The sequence below is a fragment of the Martelella sp. AMO21009 genome, assembly GCF_053484295.1.
Map to the genome: position 1 here is coordinate 12149 of NZ_JBAKFR010000042.1, position 15033 is coordinate 27181.

A 15033-nucleotide genomic window follows, 5' to 3' on the forward strand; every position below is an offset into this window, starting at 1 on the left:
CGAACGCAGTGCCTATATCCGACACGGTTGCAAAAGGCAAGCGTCGTGCCGCTATGCGCTACCGCCGTCCGCGCGGTCTGCCGCCGCGCATAGGACGACCGCGCTTCGACTTGTGGAACGAGCGGGTCGCCGCCGGCAGCTTCTTGCCCGCGCTCAGCATCTCGAAGCGCAGCGCGCCGGCAAGCGGGATGGCCTCGACGAGCTGGACCTCGACATCGTCGCCGAGCTGGTAGCCGAGGCCGGACTTTTCGCCGACCAGCGCCTGGCGCACCTCGTCATGGACGAAATAATCGGCGCCGAGCGTGGAGACCGGAACGAAGCCATCGGCGCCATAGTCCGGAAGCGCAATGAACAGGCCGGATCGGGTGACGCCCGCAACCCGGCCATCGAAACTCTCGCCGATGCGGCCCGCCAGATGATGCGCGATCAGCCGGTCGACGGTCTCGCGTTCGGCGGCCATGGCGCGGCGCTCGAACGTCGAGATCTCGGCGGCGATATCGTCGAGCTGTGCCTCTTCCTCGGCCGTCAGCCCGCCTTCGCCGAGATGCAGCGAGGCGACCAGCGCGCGATGGACGATCAGGTCGGCATAGCGGCGGATCGGCGAGGTGAAGTGGGCGTATTTCATCAGGTTCAGCCCGAAATGCCCGATATTTTCCGGCGAATAAACCGCCTGGCTCTGCGAGCGCAGCACCATCTGGTTGACGATGTCCTTGTGCGGGCTGTCCTCGGCTTTCGACAGGATGCCGTTGAACGAATTGGCGCGCAGATTGCCGCCCTTTGCCAGTGGAATGGAAAGCGTTGCCAGAAATTCGCGCAGCGTCTCCTGCTTGGCGAGCGACGGCGCGTCGTGGGTGCGGTAGATCAGCGCCTGGCGCTTCTGCTCAAGTGTCTCGGCCGCAGCGACATTCGCCTGGATCATCATCTCCTCGACCAGCTTGTGGGCATCGAGGCGGGGCGGCACGACCACCCTGTCAACCGTGCCGTCATCCTTCAGCAGGATGCGGCGCTCCGGCATGTCGAGTTCGAGCGGCTGGCGACGGTCGCGGCCGATCGTCATCGTCCTGTAGGCGGCCCAGAGCGGCTTCAGCACCGGCTCGAGCAACGGGCCGGTCTTGTCGTCGGTGGTGCCGTCGATCGCGGTCTGAGCCTGCTGGTAGGAGAGTTTGGCGGCACTCTTCATCATGATGCGGTGGACGGTGTGGGAGGCTTTGCGGCCTTCCTTCGAGAACACCATGCGCACGGCAAGCGCCGGCCGGTCCTCGCCCTCTCGCAGCGAGCAGAGATCGTTGGATATCCGCTCGGGCAGCATCGGCACGACGCGATCCGGGAAATAGACCGAGTTGCCGCGCTTCAGCGCCTCGCGGTCGAGCGCGGATTTCGGGCGGACGTAGTATGAGACATCGGCAATCGCGACGGTGACGATGACGCCGCCCTCGTTTTCCGGCCGTGTGTCGGGCTCGGCATAGACGGCGTCATCATGATCCTTGGCGTCGGCCGGGTCGATGGTGACAAGCGGCACATCGCGCCAGTCCTCGCGATGCGACATGGTGGCGGGCTTCGCCGCATCGGCCGCGTCGAGCACCTCTTTCGGGAAGATGTGCGGGATGCCATGGGCATGGATCGCGATCATCGAGACCGCCTTTTCCGAGGCGAGCGAACCGACCACGGATAGCACCGAGCCGCGCGCAAGACCAAAACGGCCAGAACGCTGGACATCGACTTCCACGAGATCGCCATCCTTCGCGCCGGCAAGGTCGGCAATCTCGACCTCGTCGTCGCGCCGGTCGATCGGCATCAGCCGCGCCGAGCCGTCATCGAGCATGCGGACCACGCCCAGAGCGGCGGTGCGGCGCTTGTCGATCACCTTGATGACACGGGCGGTATAGGCCGGCCCGGTATCGGATTTGGACGGGAAGATCTTGGCGAGCACGCGGTCGCCGATGCCGGCGCTTGCCGGTTTGCGCTTGCCGTTCTTGCCGCCGCCCTGCTGGCGGATGAGCACGGCGGGCGCTGCGCCTTCCTCGACCGGCCATTCGGCCGGACGGCCGATCAGTTCGCCATCCTTGTCGCGGGTGGTGATGTCGAGCACGGTGACGGGGGGTAGGGCGCCCGGCCGCATCAGGCTCTTGCGTTTCTTCTGCAAGAGGCCCTCGTCCTCAAGCTCGCGCAACATCGCCTTCAGCACGACGCGATCGTCGCCCTTGATCCCGAACGCCTTGGCGATCTCGCGCTTGGAGGCGCGGTCGGGATTGTCGGCGATGAACTTCAACAGAACATCGCGCGGCGGCACTTCGCCGTGAATGATCTCATCCGGCTTGCGGGACCGGGAGGCGGTTGGTTTTGCGCTCAACTGTCGCTCTTTTCAGCCTCGGCCGTCTTCTTCTTCGAACTGGCCGTTTTCTTTGTCGCCGTCTTGGATTTCGCGGTCGTCTTCTTCGCCGCGGACTTCTTGGCGGGCTTCTTTATACCTGCTTTTTCCGCGCGCGCTGCCAGAAGCGGGATCGCCTCTTCCATGGTGATCGACTGCGGGTCCTTGCCCTTGGGGATGGTCGCGTTGATCTTGCCCCATTTGACATAAGGCCCGTAGCGTCCTTCATTGACGGTCACTTCGCCGCCATCGGGATGGTCGCCCAGCGATTTCAGCGCCGCCGGGGCCGAACGCCTGCGTCCGCCATTGGCGCGCTTGTCGGCAATCGCCGAAACGGCGCGGTTGACGCCGACCTCGAACACCTCGTCGATGCTTTCGAGATTGGCATAGGTGCCGTCATGCAGCACGAAAGGTCCGTAACGGCCAAGCCCGGCGGTGATCATCTTGCCGTCTTCGGGATGCGGTCCGACATCGCGCGGCAGCGCAAGCAGCCGGAGCGCCTTTTCAAGGTCGATATCTTCGGGCTTCCAGCCCTTGGGCAGCGAGGAGCGCTTGGCCTCCTTGCCGTCGCCGCGCTGGACATAGGGGCCGAACCGGCCGGAACGCAGCGTGACGATCTCGCCTGTTTCCGGATCGGCACCAAGCTCGTTGGGCTCGTTCGGGTTGATACCGCCATTGGCGGCCTCGGCATCGCCGGAAAGCTGGCGGGTGAAGTTGCAGTCCGGATAGTTCGAGCAGCCGACGAAAGCGCCGTATTTGCCGAGCTTCAGCGAAAGCTGGCCGGTGCCGCAGGCCTGGCACTGGCGCGGATCGCCGCCATCCTCGCGCTTGGGGAACACCAGCGGGGCGAGCGCTTCGTTCAGCGCGTCCAGAACATTGGTGACGCGCAGTTCCTTGGTGCCTTCGACCTGGGCATAAAAATCCTTCCAGAAATCGCGTAGCACCTGCTTCCATTCGAGCGAGCCATCGGAAATCTTGTCGAGCTTTTCCTCAAGCTCCGCCGTGAAGTCATATTCGACATAGCGGTTGAAGAAGTTTTCCAGGAAAGCCGTCACCAGCCGGCCCTTGGGCTCGGGCGTCAGCTTGCGGCCCTCGATTGTGACATATTCACGGTCGCGCAGCGTCGCCAGCGTGGAAGCGTAGGTCGAAGGTCGGCCGATGCCGAGCTCTTCCAGCTTCTTGATCAGCGAGGCTTCCGAATAGCGCGGCGGCGGCTCCGTGAAATGCTGGGTGGCGCGGATCTTGTCCTTGTCGACGTTTTCGCCCTGATTGATCTCGGGCAGACGGCCGTCGTCCTCATCCTCGTCGGACGGCGTCTTTTCCTCGCGATTGTCGGCATAGGCGGCCAGGAAGCCGTCGAATTTCACGACGGTGCCGACGGCGCGCAAGCCCGCGCTCTCGCCGCCCTTGGCGGCGGTAATCTCGGCGGTTGTGCGCTCCATTTCGGCCGACGCCATCTGGCTCGCGATGCCGCGCTTCCAGATAAGGTCGTAGAGTCGGAACTGGTCGGAATCGAGGTATTTTTTCACCGATTGCGGCGTACGGGTGAAGTCGGTGGGCCGGATCGCCTCATGGGCCTCCTGCGCATTCTTCGCCTTCACCGAATAATGCCGGGCGCTCTCGGGCAAATAGCGGGCGCCGAACTGGTCGCCGATCGCATCGCGCGCCGCCGTCACGGCTTCCGGCGCCATGGAGACGCCGTCGGTACGCATATAGGTGATGAGACCCGCCGTCTCGCCGCCGACCGCGATGCCTTCGTAAAGCCGCTGCGCCACCTGCATGGTGCGCGAGGCGGAAAAGCCGAGGCGCGAGGAGGCGGCCTGCTGCAGGGTGGAGGTTGTGAAGGGCGGGCCGGGATTGCGACGGACGGGCTTTGCCTCGACGCTCGCCACCGAATAGGTCGCACCCTCGAGCAGGTCGCGGATGCGGAAAGCCTGTTTCTGGTTCTTCACCGAATTCTTCTGGACGCGCTTGCCATCGGCCTGCACTAGCCGGGCTTCAAAGGCATCGCCGCGCACGGTCTTCAGATCGGCGACGATGTTCCAGTATTCTTCGGGAACGAAACGTTCGATCTCGTTCTCACGGTCGCAGACGAGCCGCAGCGCCACGGATTGCACGCGGCCGGCAGACCGCGCGCCGGGGAGCTTGCGCCAGAGAACCGGCGACAGGTTGAAGCCGACCAGATAATCGAGCGCGCGGCGGGCCAGATAGGCGTTCACCAGCGCTTCGTCGATATCGCGCGGGTGGGCCATTGCGTCGAGCACGGCCTTCTTGGTGATGGCGTTGAAGACGACGCGCTTGACGGGCTTGTCCTTCAGCAGCTTCTTCTTGTTCAGGAGGTCGAGAACGTGCCAGGAAATGGCTTCGCCTTCCCTGTCCGGGTCTGTTGCGAGGATCAGGCCGTCGGCATCCTTGACAGCGTCGGCGATATCCTTGACGCGCTTGGTCGATGCGGTATCGACCTTCCACGACATCGCGAAATCATCGTCGGGCAGGACCGATCCATCCTTGGCGGGCAGGTCGCGGACATGGCCAAAGGAGGCGAGAACCTTGTAGTCCTTGCCGAGATATTTGTTGATCGTCTTGGCCTTTGCGGGCGACTCTACAACAACAACGTCCATGTAATCCGTATCCTGGGTCTGCGTCGGACTTCGTTCGACGCCCGCATCTTCGCGGCAAATTATCGCTCGCGCGCTCGGCCGTGCCCGCCGGCTTGGCGGCCGCGAGGCGCATCCAGGCAGATGGCGGATATGACGGGGCGTCCCGCGTGTTGGAGAACGCTACCGAGGCGTTCGCCTGATGGCAACCGTCGTCTCCGCTTCTACCAATTTCGCCGGGAGATCAAGCAGAATAGACATTTTTGGGCTGTTTCAAGCTGCATTTACTGTTCCGGCCGGTCGCCCACGAGATGGACAGAGATGGCGGCCGGGTCAAGCCCTTGGAGCTATTTTTGCATGTCTACACGCTAATACAACCTAAAGAGAATACTAATTGTAATTGCAATCCTGACCTTTGGCGGTATTGTTTGGCCGGATGAGTAAAGTGCGGTTCGGATTCGATCCGTAGCCGAAAAATAGGTGTTTGTATGTCGTCCTTTCAAGCCAAACGCGAAGGTTCTCAAAAATTGACCGAGGAGGAAATAATTTATATCCGTCAGATATTGGGCCAGTTGCGCCGGCTTTCAAACAAGGACGGCGCGGAAATGCTCTGCTACCTGATCGACATGGCCTATATCGAGGCTGGGGATCTGCAGACGCAGGTGCTCGCCACCTCGGTTGGCAAGGGCTGAATTCGGTTTTGATGGGCAACGACCCGCAGGGTCTGTTAGCGCTATCATTGCCCCTATGAAAGCCGCCTGTCTCAGATCAGCGAAACGCGCCCGCCCGGGTGTCGCGCAAGCCTGCCGGCGAGATCCAGCTCCAGCAGGATCAGCTGCACGGCGGCGGGGTTCACGCCGGTGAAGCGTATCAGGTCGTCGATCTCGCACGGGCTCGGGCCCAGCGCCTCGGCGACGCGGGCGCGATCGTCATCATCGGGGGCGGCGGGCGGCAGGTCTTCGGTCTCCTCCTCGTCGGCTCCGCCCCGGATCGGCAGTTCCATCTGGGACAGCGGCGCCAGCGCCTCCAGCACGTCCTCCGGGCTGCACACGATCATTGCGCCCTCCTTGATCAGACCGTTGGTGCCCTGCGCGCGCGGGTCAAGCGGCGAGCCCGGCACGGCGAGCACCAGCCGGCCGCATTCATTGGCAAGCCGGGCGGTGATCAGCGAGCCGGAGCGGTTTGCCGCCTCGATCACCACGACGGCGAGCGAGCAGCCGGCGATCAGCCGGTTGCGACGGGGAAAGTCGCGGGCGCGCGGCTCCCAGCCATAGGGCATCTCGCTGATGGCGACGCCGCCATCCTCGCAGATGGCGCGATAGAGCTCGATGTTTTCGGGCGGGTAGGGGCGGTCGAGGCCGCCGGCAAGCGCGGCCAGCGTTCCGTGGGCAAGGCTTGCGCGGTGGGCGGCGGCGTCGATCCCGCGCGCAAGGCCCGAGACCACGGTGTAGCCGGCGCTTGCCGCCGCACTGGCGATCATGGCGGTGAACTTTGCGCCGGCGACCGAGGCGTTGCGCGCGCCGACGATGCCGAGTGCGGGGCGGGTCGCGACATCGCCGCTGCCGGACATCGCCAGAAGCGGCGGCGCGCCGTCGATCGCGCGCAGCGCCGGAGGATAGTCCGGCTCGCCGATCGCGACAAACCTGCCCTTGTGGCGGGCGGCGGTTTCCAGCTCGCTCTCGGCCTCGGCAATGCTTGCCACCCGAAACCGCTTCTGTGCGCCGCCGCGCACGGCAAGCTCCGGCAGACGCTCAAGCGCTGCCTCGGCACTGCCGTAGTGATTGATGAGTTCGCGAAAGGTGACGGGGCCGACATTGTCGCTGCGGATCAGACGAAGCCAGGCGATGCGCTGGCTTTCCGACAGGGCGATGCCGGACCGGGGTGTCAAAGGGGCGTTTCCGTGGATGGAGACCGTTCGGCCCCGATGCGGAAAATCCCCCTTACTGTCACCCCTTGTCTCCGATCCTGCTTTCGGTGCCCGAAATCAGGCGCTCGATATTGGTCTTGTGCCGCCACCACGAAATGACCGTCAAAACGGCCATCACCAGTGAAACCTGCGGTAGGCCCATTATCCACAGGGCAACCGGGATGGCAAGCGTCGCAATCAGCGCGGAGAGCGAGGAATAGCGCGAAAGCCGGGCGATCAGCAGCCAGACGAAGGCGAAGATCAGCACCGCCGCTGGCGCGACGCCGAGAAGCACGCCGATATAGGTCGCAACCCCCTTGCCACCCTTGAAGCCGAGCCAGACGGGAAACAGATGGCCGATAAAGGCGGCCGCGCCCGCCAGAAGCCCGGCATCGCTGCCGTAAAGCGTTGTCGCCAGGATCACCGCGAAGGTCGCCTTCAGCGCATCGAGCACCAGGGTGAGGGCGGCCAGATGCCGCTTGCCGGTGCGCAGCACATTGGTGGCGCCGATATTGCCGGAGCCGATACCGCGGATATCGCCCAGGCCAGCGGCCTTCGTGATCAGATAGCCGAACGGGATCGAGCCCAGAAGGTACCCCCCGGCAAGCGCAATCGCGGCCTGCGTCGCGGTCAGATCGAATGAAAAGAATGCCGGCACGTCGTCCCCTTCCGGTCAGTCCGCCTGGTGGACCTTGATGCCGCCAACATATGTCGCGACGGCCCGTCCCGAAAAGCGGGCATTTTCGAATGTCGTGTTTTTGGAGCGCGAAACCAGTCGATCGGGCGTCACCACCCAGGGTTCGTCGAGATCGATCAGGGCGATATCGGCCTTCGCGCCGGGGCGAAGCGAGCCCGCATCGAGATCGAACAGCTTCGCCGGTCGGGTCGACATCGCATCGATCAGCCGCATCAGCGGCACGTCGCCGCTGTGGTGGAGGCGAAGGGCGGCGGCCAGCATGGTCTCCAGCCCGATCGCCCCATCTTCCGCATCGGAGAACGGCAGACGCTTGGTGTCAACGTCCTGCGGATCGTGCGAGGAAACGATGATGTCGATAAGCCCGTCCTTCAGCGCCTCGACCATCTTCTGCCGGTCTTCTTCCTGCCTCAGCGGCGGGGAGAGCTTGAAGAAGGTGCGGTATTCGCCGATGTCGTTTTCGTTGAGCGTCAGATGGTTGATCGAGATGCCGCTGGAAACCGAAGCGCCGCGATCGCGCGCCACGCCGACGGCCTCGACCGATTCGGGGACCGATATCAGGGCTGCGTGGTAGCGGGCCCTGGTGAGGGTCGCCAGCCGCAGGTCGCGCTCGAGCGGAATTACCTCGGCCTCGCGCGGCGTGCCGGAAAGGCCGAGCCAGCTTGCGAACAGGCCCTCGTTCATGACGCCGGTTTCGGAGAGATAGCGGTCGCGCGGCTCCAGTGCCACCACCGCGTCAAACGAGCGGGCGTAGGTCATGGCGCGGCGCAGCACGCGGTTGTCGGAGAGCGAATAGCGGCCATTGGCAAAGGCGACAGCGCCGCCCGCCTTGAGCATGCCGATCTCGGTCATCTCGTCGCCCTTGAGGGTCTTGGTCAGGGCCGCGGCGGGGTAGACGTTGACGACGGCATTGTCGCGTGCGGTCTTCAGCACGAATTCCAGCAGTGCGATATCATCGATCGGCGGCTGGGTGTCCGGCATCATCACGAAGGAGGTGATGCCGCCTGCCGCCGCCGCCTGGCTTGCCGAGCGGATGGTTTCGGTATGCTCCGCGCCGGGCTCGCCAACGAAGACATGGGCGTCGACAAGGCCTGGCGTCGCCACAAGGCCATCGCAGTCGACAATCTCCGCGCCCTCCGGCGCGCCCTGGTTCATGGCATCGGCCCCGGCGGCCGCGATTTGGCCGTCCTCCACGATGATCGTGCCGGTTTCATCGCGGTCGCGCGAGGGGTCGATGATGCGGGCGTTTTTCAGAACGAGCGGCTTCATGAGCGTGGTCCCCCGTGTTCCGAAAGCATCAGCGTTTCCATCACCGCCATGCGCACGGCGACCCCCATTTCAACCTGCCGTTCGATCACGCTCTGCGGGCCGTCGGCAACATCGGAGGCGATTTCGACGCCGCGGTTCATCGGGCCGGGATGCATCACCAGCGCATCCTCCTTGGCCGCCTTCAGCTTCTCGCGATCGAGCCCCCAGAAGTGGAAGTACTCGCGCACCGAGGGCACAAACGCGCCGGACATGCGCTCGCGCTGGAGGCGGAGCATCATCACCACATCGGCGCCCTTCAGCCCTTCCTCCATCGTGTCGCAGACCTCGACGCTCATGTCGCGTATGCCGGAGGGCAGCAGCGTGGCCGGGCCCACGACCCGCACCCTGGCACCCATCGTGTTGAGCAGGATGATGTTGGAGCGGGCGACGCGCGAATGCAGGATATCGCCGCAGATCGCCACCACGATATTGTCGAGCCGGCCCTTGGCCTGGCGGATTGTCAGCGCGTCGAGCAGCGCCTGGGTCGGGTGTTCATGCGCGCCATCGCCGGCATTGATCACGGAGCAGGCGACCTTTTGGGAGAGCAGTTCGGCGGCGCCCGCCGAGGAATGGCGGATCACCAGCACATCCGGGTGCATGGCGTTCAGCGTCATCGCCGTGTCGATCAGCGTCTCGCCCTTCTTGACCGAGGAATTGCCGACCGACATGTTCATCACATCCGCGCCGAGCCGCTTGCCGGCCAGTTCGAACGAGGCCTGGGTCCGGGTCGAGGCCTCGAAGAACAGGTTGATCTGGGTGAGGCCGCGCAGCACAGCGTTCTTCTTTTCGCGCGACCGGTTGAAGGCGATTGCCTCTTCGGCCTTGTCGAGAAGGGTGTTGATATCGATGGGAGAAAGCCCCTTGATGCCGATCAGGTGTCGGTGGGGAAAGAAGACCATGAAGCTTTCCTCCATATGAGGTCGGGCGGTCCGTCGGGAGAAGTCCTGGCGTCTATAATGGCTCGTCGGCCTCGCCGCAAGCTTTGACAGATGATATCGAAGCATGCCAACTGCGGATAAGCTGAAAACGGAACCATGTACGCCGATGGCCGACGCCGATATTTACAAGACCCTGAACCAGCCAAAGCCGTGGAGCAATCTCAACGCGTTCCAGTCGGACCCGCTGCTCGGCGATCTGACGCGCACGCTCGGACGGTCGCTGCGCGACGAGTTCGATGCGATCGGGCGCTACGTCACCTCGCCCGACGCACAGGAACTCGCGCAGATGGCCAATACCAGCCTGCCGCAGCTCAAGACCCACGGGCCGGCGGGCGAGCGGCTGGATGTCGTTTCGTTCCATCCCGCCTGGCACGCGCTGATGCGCCGGTCGATGGCGTCCGGCCTGCATTCCCTGCTGTGGGAGCCGCCGCGCGATGCCGATTCAAAATCCAAGGCGCACAAGCTGCGCGCCGTCCGGCTGTTCCTCTCCGCCCAGCTCGAATGCGGCCATCTGGAGCCGATGTCATCGACCTCCGCCTCGCTTGCTGTTCTCGCCGCAGCCCCGCAATTGCGCGACGAATGGGCGCCCAAGATTCTGTCGCGCAAATATGATTCGACCAACCGCGCCCAGAACCAGAAGGCCTCCGCCACGATCGGGCTCGCCATCGCCGAAAAGCAGGCAGGCAGCGACATGCGCGCGCTTACCACCAAGGCGCACCGGGTCAGCGAAGGGGTCTACCGGCTTTCCGGCCACAAATGGTTCGTCTCTGCGCCGATGAGCGACGCCTTCATCATGCTCGCCGATGTCGACGGCAAGCCCGGTTGCTTCCTGGTGCCGCGGCTTCTGGACGAGGGCAGGGGCAACGCGTTGCGCTACCAGCGCCTCAAGGACAAGCTTGGGCTTCGTTCCAACGCCGCCGCCGAGGTGGAATTTGCCGATTCCTTCGGCTTCCTGCTCGGCGCGCCGGATGGCGGGCTGAGGACGATCCTCGACATGCTGACGCTGATGCGGCTCGACAGCGCCGTGATTGCCTCGGGGATGATGCGTGCGGCCGTCGCCGAGGCGACCCATGCCGCTCGGGGCCGGAAAGTGGCGGGCCGCACGCTGGTGGTCCAGCCGCTGATGATGCGGGTGCTTGCCGATCTCGCGCTCGATGTCGCCGCAGCCGGCGCGCTGTCGTTCCGGCTTGCCGAAAGCTTCGACCGCGCCCGCGACAGCGCCGAAGAGGCCGCCTATGCCCGGGTCATGACCCCGGTCACCAAATACTGGACCACCAAGATCGCGCCCGCCGTGGTGGCCGAGGCGATGGAGGCGATGGGCGGCAATGGCTTTGTCGAGGACCGGCCGATCGCGCGTCACTATCGCGATGCGCCGGGTCTTGCGATGCATGACGGCGGCGGCAATCTGATGGCGCTCGACCTGCGCCGCGTCGTGGAACATGGCGGTGAATTGTTCGAGGCCGTGTTCCAGGTCATCGCGCGCGATCTGGGCGCTTCGGGGGGCAAGATCGTGGAACTGCTGCGCGCGGCGATGGCGCTCTGCAAGAGCGATGAGAGTGCTGCCCGTATCTTCATCGAGCAACTGGCGCTCGCCGCGGGCGCCGCGGAACTCTACCGGCTTGGGGCCGGGCGGATTGCCGATGCCTTCCTGGAGACCCGCCTCGCCGCCGGCTGGCGCTCCACCTATGGCATGCTCGATACCCGCTTCGACCCGAGCTACATCGTCGAACTGCTGTTTCCCGAAGTCGATTGACGAGCTTCAAAGACGGGAAAACAAAAGGCCACGCCCGAAGGCGCGGCCTTTTTGGTGAGGATCATACCCCAAGCGAATGCAAGCGGGGCAATCCCTATCGTGGAAGCGTAGCGCGTCGACCGTTCAGATCGCCGAGCGACTCGCGCGTTTGCCGACGAGTTCGGCGCGGGACTTGCCCATCGCGGTAAGCGAGGCGTCGTCGAGCTGCAGCAGGGCGTCGGCGACGAAACGGTCGGCCTGACGCTGGCGAGCATCGGTGAGGTTCTTATAGGCGGTGCGGAAAAAGCCCATTGTCTTAACTCCCTGTCTTGTGATCGTGGTCCGCCGCCGATCGGATCGGCTGCCGTTGATCCGGCGCTCCTCCGTGGAGCGAGACTTTCGTCGATTAACTGTGCCCAATATAGGGGCATGCCTTGCGTTGAGGCAGATAGGCAGGGTCATGGGAGCCATGCGTTTCCTGCATGCATCCTGCAGGAGGTCGGTGCGGGCGCCGGCGATCCGCCACCGGAAAATCCGGCGAAAACGATTTCGATCCCTTCCGGGATCGGCTATCGTCGCGCCGACAAACAGCCAGTGGTACCTATTCATGTTTCAGTCCTTCGACGTTTCCTCCCGCCCCGAACAGGCCGCACCGCGCATCGCCGCCCTTCGTGCGCTGTTTCCAGCCCTCGGCATCAACGCCTTTCTGGTGCCGCGCACCGATGAGTATCAGGGTGAATATGTGCCGCCATCGGCCGAACGGCTGGCATGGCTGACCGGCTTTACCGGCTCGGCGGGCATCGCGCTGGTGATGGAGGAGCAGGCCGTGGTTTTCGTCGATGGCCGTTACACCACCCAGCTTGCTGCCCAAACCGATGCCGCTCTCATCACCGCCGGCGATCTTGTCGGCTGCCCGCCGCCCGCATGGCTTGGCGCGCACAAGCCGAAGGGGTTGAAGCTTGGCATCGATCCCTGGCTGCATACGCCGGCCGAGGTCGAGAAGCTGCAATCCGCGCTGGCCGACATCGGCGGCGAACTGGTGCTGCTCTCCGAAAATCCGATCGACGGCATCTGGGCCGATCGTCCGGCTGCGCCCTCAGCCCCCGTCACGGTCCAGAACAACGATCTGGCGGGACAACCGGCCAAGGACAAGATCGCCGCCATTGCCGCAATGTTGCGGGAGAAGAAAGCCGACGCCGTGCTGATCGCCGATTCGACCTCGGTTGCCTGGCTGTTCAACATCCGCGGCAATGACGTCGCCCATACGCCAGCGCCCTTGTCGCGCGCGATCGTGAAGGCGGATGGCTCGGCGATGCTGTTCTTGACGCCGGAAAAGGTGGCCGGCGAGGCCGCCGCCCACCTGAAACTGCTCGCCGCCCTGTTGCCGCCCGAAGCCCTATCCGATGCGCTTGCAGCGATCGCGGCGGCGGGGGAAACGCTGCTCATCGATCGCGCGGCGGTGCCCTACGCCGTGGTGCAGATCGTGGAGGCTGCCGGCGGTAAATGGCAGAATGCGCCCGATCCGGTTGCGCCCGCCCGCGCGGTCAAGAACCCGGCGGAACAGGCCGGCACCCGCGCCGCCCATCTGCAGGACGGCGCGGCCATGGTGTCGTTTCTGGCGTGGCTTGATGCCCAGCCGCCCGGCACGGTCAGCGAGATCGATGCGGCAAGCGCGCTGGAGGCGGCCCGCGCCGAGACCGGTATGCGGATGCAGAACCCGCTGCGTGACATATCATTCGATACGATCTCGGGCGCGGGGCCGAATGCCGCGATCATCCACTACCGCGTCACCAGCGAGACCAGCCGTATGCTCCAGCCCGGCGAGATGTATCTCGTCGATTCCGGCGCGCAGTACCAGAACGGCACCACCGACATCACCCGCACGATTGCGGTCGGCGAAGTCGATGACGCGCAGAAGAAATTCTTCACGCTGGTGCTGAAGGGCATGATCGCGATTTCGCGGGCCCGTTTTCCGGCGGGCACGCGCGGCATGGATCTCGATCCGTTCGCCCGCGCCGCGCTCTGGCAGGCCGGCGTCGACTATGCCCACGGAACCGGCCATGGCGTCGGCTCCTATCTGTCGGTGCATGAGGGGCCGCAACGGATATCGCGTCTGGGTTCGGCCGAGCTCAAGCCCGGCATGATCATATCCAACGAGCCCGGCTATTATCGCCCCGGCGCGTTTGGCATCCGCATCGAAAACCTGGTTCTGGTGAAACAGGCCGAGCCGATCGAGGGCGGCGAGATCCCGATGCTCGGCTTCGAGACGCTGACATGGTGCCCGATCGATCTGAGGCTGATCCTGCCCGTGTTGCTGAGCCCTGAAGAGACCGCATGGCTCGATGCCTATCACGGCGAGGTCCGCGAAAAACTTACCCCCTTGGCGGCAAGCGATGCCGAGCGGCGCTGGCTGGAGGCGGCCACAAGGCCGCTCAGGCAATGACGAAATAGCGCGCGATCATCACCACCGCCCAGCCGACGGCGATCATCGGCAGCGGCGAGGTGTAGCGTAACCCGACAAGCAGCGCGGCGGCCATGGCGAGTTTCGTCTCCCATCCGCCGGCATAGAAGGCGGGCGCCACCAGCGTCGTCAGCACCGCGGCGGGTATGGCGTTGAGCGCCGCTTCGACCCGCGGCGGGATGCGCGAGACCACCGACAGCAGAAGATAGCCTCCGATCCGCGTCAGATAGGTGACGAGGGCCGCCGCCAGGATTACCAGAACGATATGGTCGTTGGTAAAGGTGCTCACGGCTTTTCCGCCTTTCCGGCGGGCGCAGGCGGCAGGGCCGCGGCCAGCAGAATGCCGGCAAAGGCCCCCACGCTGACATGCCAGGGCGAGCCAATGGTGACAAAGGCGATTACGGAAGCGATGGCGCTGGCCGCCACCACGGGCAGATAATTGGTGCGGTGCCTGAAGCCGATGACGATGCTCAGAAAATAGATCGGCAACAGCACGTCGAGCCCGAGGGCTTCCGGATTGTCGATGAAGCCGCCGAGCGTCGCGCCGATTAGCGTCATTGCGTTCCAGATGGCATAGAAGCATAGAGCCATGCCGATATACCAGGTATACGTCACCGGCACGCCGGCATCCTCCCGCTTCAGCGTCTCGGCGAATTGCGGGTCTGTCAGGAAGAAGAACGAGGAGAATCGCTCAACCCGCGAAAACCGGGAGAAGATCGGCGTCACCGCGGCCGAATAGAGCACGTGACGGAAATTGACCGCGAGGATCGAGGCCACGATGATCCAGGCCGCGACATGCTGGCCGAAGAGCTCGACGCCGACGAGCTGGCTTGCGCCAGCAAATATTGCGAGGCTCATCAGCGCGGCTTCGCCCACGCTTTGCCCCTGCGCCACGGCGACAGCGCCGAACAGGACGCCGAACGGTGCGGCCGAAAGCGCCGGCACAAGGCCGGAACGCAGACCGGTCAGGAATTCGCGAGTGTCAGCCAAGAAGGGAGCCTCCCAAAGGCGGGAGCGGAAAACAGGAAG

General features: G+C 64.5%; 12 protein-coding genes. 3 read left to right on the forward strand and 9 right to left on the reverse strand.

Annotated elements, in window-relative coordinates:
• Positions 1 to 58: 58 nt before the first annotated feature.
• Positions 59 to 2350: a ribonuclease R gene (gene rnr / locus V6766_RS23725; RefSeq protein WP_448470727.1), complete on the reverse strand. Its 2292-nt coding sequence runs from the start codon at positions 2348 to 2350 to the stop codon at positions 59 to 61.
• Positions 2347 to 4989 (reverse strand): type I DNA topoisomerase, encoded by a 2643-nt coding sequence (topA, locus tag V6766_RS23730; protein ID WP_448470728.1) that lies wholly within the window; start codon positions 4987 to 4989, stop codon positions 2347 to 2349. Before topA ends, rnr begins: the two co-directional genes overlap by 4 nt.
• Before the next feature lie 503 nt (positions 4990 to 5492).
• On the opposite strand from topA, the gene V6766_RS23735 reads away from it, so the two are divergent.
• Positions 5493 to 5657 (forward strand): hypothetical protein, encoded by a 165-nt coding sequence (locus tag V6766_RS23735; RefSeq protein WP_230722664.1) that lies wholly within the window; start codon positions 5493 to 5495, stop codon positions 5655 to 5657.
• Between the two features lie 71 nt (positions 5658 to 5728).
• Here the strand turns inward: V6766_RS23735 and dprA are convergent, their stop codons facing one another.
• From dprA to V6766_RS23755, 4 genes are read right to left on the reverse strand one after another with little or no spacing between them, the layout of a single operon-like run.
• On the reverse strand, positions 5729 to 6853 hold the full coding sequence (dprA, locus tag V6766_RS23740) for a DNA-processing protein DprA (protein ID WP_448470729.1): 1125 nt from the start codon (positions 6851 to 6853) through the stop codon (positions 5729 to 5731).
• A gap of 58 nt (positions 6854 to 6911) precedes the next feature.
• Entirely contained in the window at positions 6912 to 7529 is a 618-nt protein-coding gene (gene plsY / locus V6766_RS23745) for a glycerol-3-phosphate 1-O-acyltransferase PlsY (RefSeq protein WP_230722662.1), read from the reverse strand.
• A gap of 15 nt (positions 7530 to 7544) precedes the next feature.
• Complete coding sequence (locus tag V6766_RS23750; protein ID WP_448470730.1) at positions 7545 to 8834, reverse strand: dihydroorotase; 1290 nt, start codon at positions 8832 to 8834, stop codon at positions 7545 to 7547.
• Positions 8831 to 9772 carry an aspartate carbamoyltransferase catalytic subunit gene (locus V6766_RS23755; protein WP_448470731.1) on the reverse strand — a complete coding sequence of 314 codons (942 nt, stop codon included), beginning with the start codon at positions 9770 to 9772 and terminating at the stop codon, positions 8831 to 8833. Before V6766_RS23755 ends, V6766_RS23750 begins: the two co-directional genes overlap by 4 nt.
• 145 nt (positions 9773 to 9917) lie before the next feature.
• Between V6766_RS23755 and V6766_RS23760 the strand changes: the two genes are divergently transcribed.
• A complete protein-coding gene (locus V6766_RS23760) occupies positions 9918 to 11564 on the forward strand; it encodes an acyl-CoA dehydrogenase family protein (protein ID WP_448470732.1) in 1647 nt (548 codons plus the stop codon).
• Positions 11565 to 11687: 123 nt separating this feature from the next.
• Here the strand turns inward: V6766_RS23760 and V6766_RS23765 are convergent, their stop codons facing one another.
• Positions 11688 to 11855 (reverse strand): hypothetical protein, encoded by a 168-nt coding sequence (locus tag V6766_RS23765; RefSeq protein ID WP_448470733.1) that lies wholly within the window; start codon positions 11853 to 11855, stop codon positions 11688 to 11690.
• Between the two features lie 295 nt (positions 11856 to 12150).
• Between V6766_RS23765 and V6766_RS23770 the strand changes: the two genes are divergently transcribed.
• Positions 12151 to 13986: an aminopeptidase P family protein gene (locus tag V6766_RS23770; RefSeq protein ID WP_448470734.1), complete on the forward strand. Its 1836-nt coding sequence runs from the start codon at positions 12151 to 12153 to the stop codon at positions 13984 to 13986.
• On the opposite strand, the gene V6766_RS23775 is transcribed toward V6766_RS23770, so the two are convergent.
• Both V6766_RS23775 and V6766_RS23780 read right to left on the reverse strand, forming a co-directional pair.
• Complete coding sequence (locus V6766_RS23775; protein WP_448470735.1) at positions 13976 to 14293, reverse strand: AzlD family protein; 318 nt, start codon at positions 14291 to 14293, stop codon at positions 13976 to 13978. The genes V6766_RS23770 and V6766_RS23775 overlap by 11 nt on opposite strands.
• The gene (locus V6766_RS23780) at positions 14290 to 14994 is read right to left on the reverse strand and encodes an AzlC family ABC transporter permease (protein ID WP_448470736.1); all 705 of its coding nucleotides are present in this window, start codon (positions 14992 to 14994) and stop codon (positions 14290 to 14292) included. Before V6766_RS23780 ends, V6766_RS23775 begins: the two co-directional genes overlap by 4 nt.
• Between the last annotated feature and the right edge of the window lie 39 nt (positions 14995 to 15033).

Excerpts from the sequence above, each read along its gene's own strand:
- topA (WP_448470728.1), bottom strand. The coding sequence starts at position 4,989 with ATGGACGTTGTTGTTGTAGAGTCGCCCGCAAAGGCCAAGACGATCAAC.
- V6766_RS23750 (WP_448470730.1), bottom strand. The coding sequence starts at position 8,834 with ATGAAGCCGCTCGTTCTGAAAAACGCCCGCATCATCGACCCCTCGCGC.
- V6766_RS23755 (WP_448470731.1), bottom strand. The coding sequence starts at position 9,772 with ATGGTCTTCTTTCCCCACCGACACCTGATCGGCATCAAGGGGCTTTCT.
- V6766_RS23760 (WP_448470732.1), top strand. The coding sequence starts at position 9,918 with ATGGCCGACGCCGATATTTACAAGACCCTGAACCAGCCAAAGCCGTGG.
- V6766_RS23765 (WP_448470733.1), bottom strand. The coding sequence starts at position 11,855 with ATGGGCTTTTTCCGCACCGCCTATAAGAACCTCACCGATGCTCGCCAG.
- V6766_RS23770 (WP_448470734.1), top strand. The coding sequence starts at position 12,151 with ATGTTTCAGTCCTTCGACGTTTCCTCCCGCCCCGAACAGGCCGCACCG.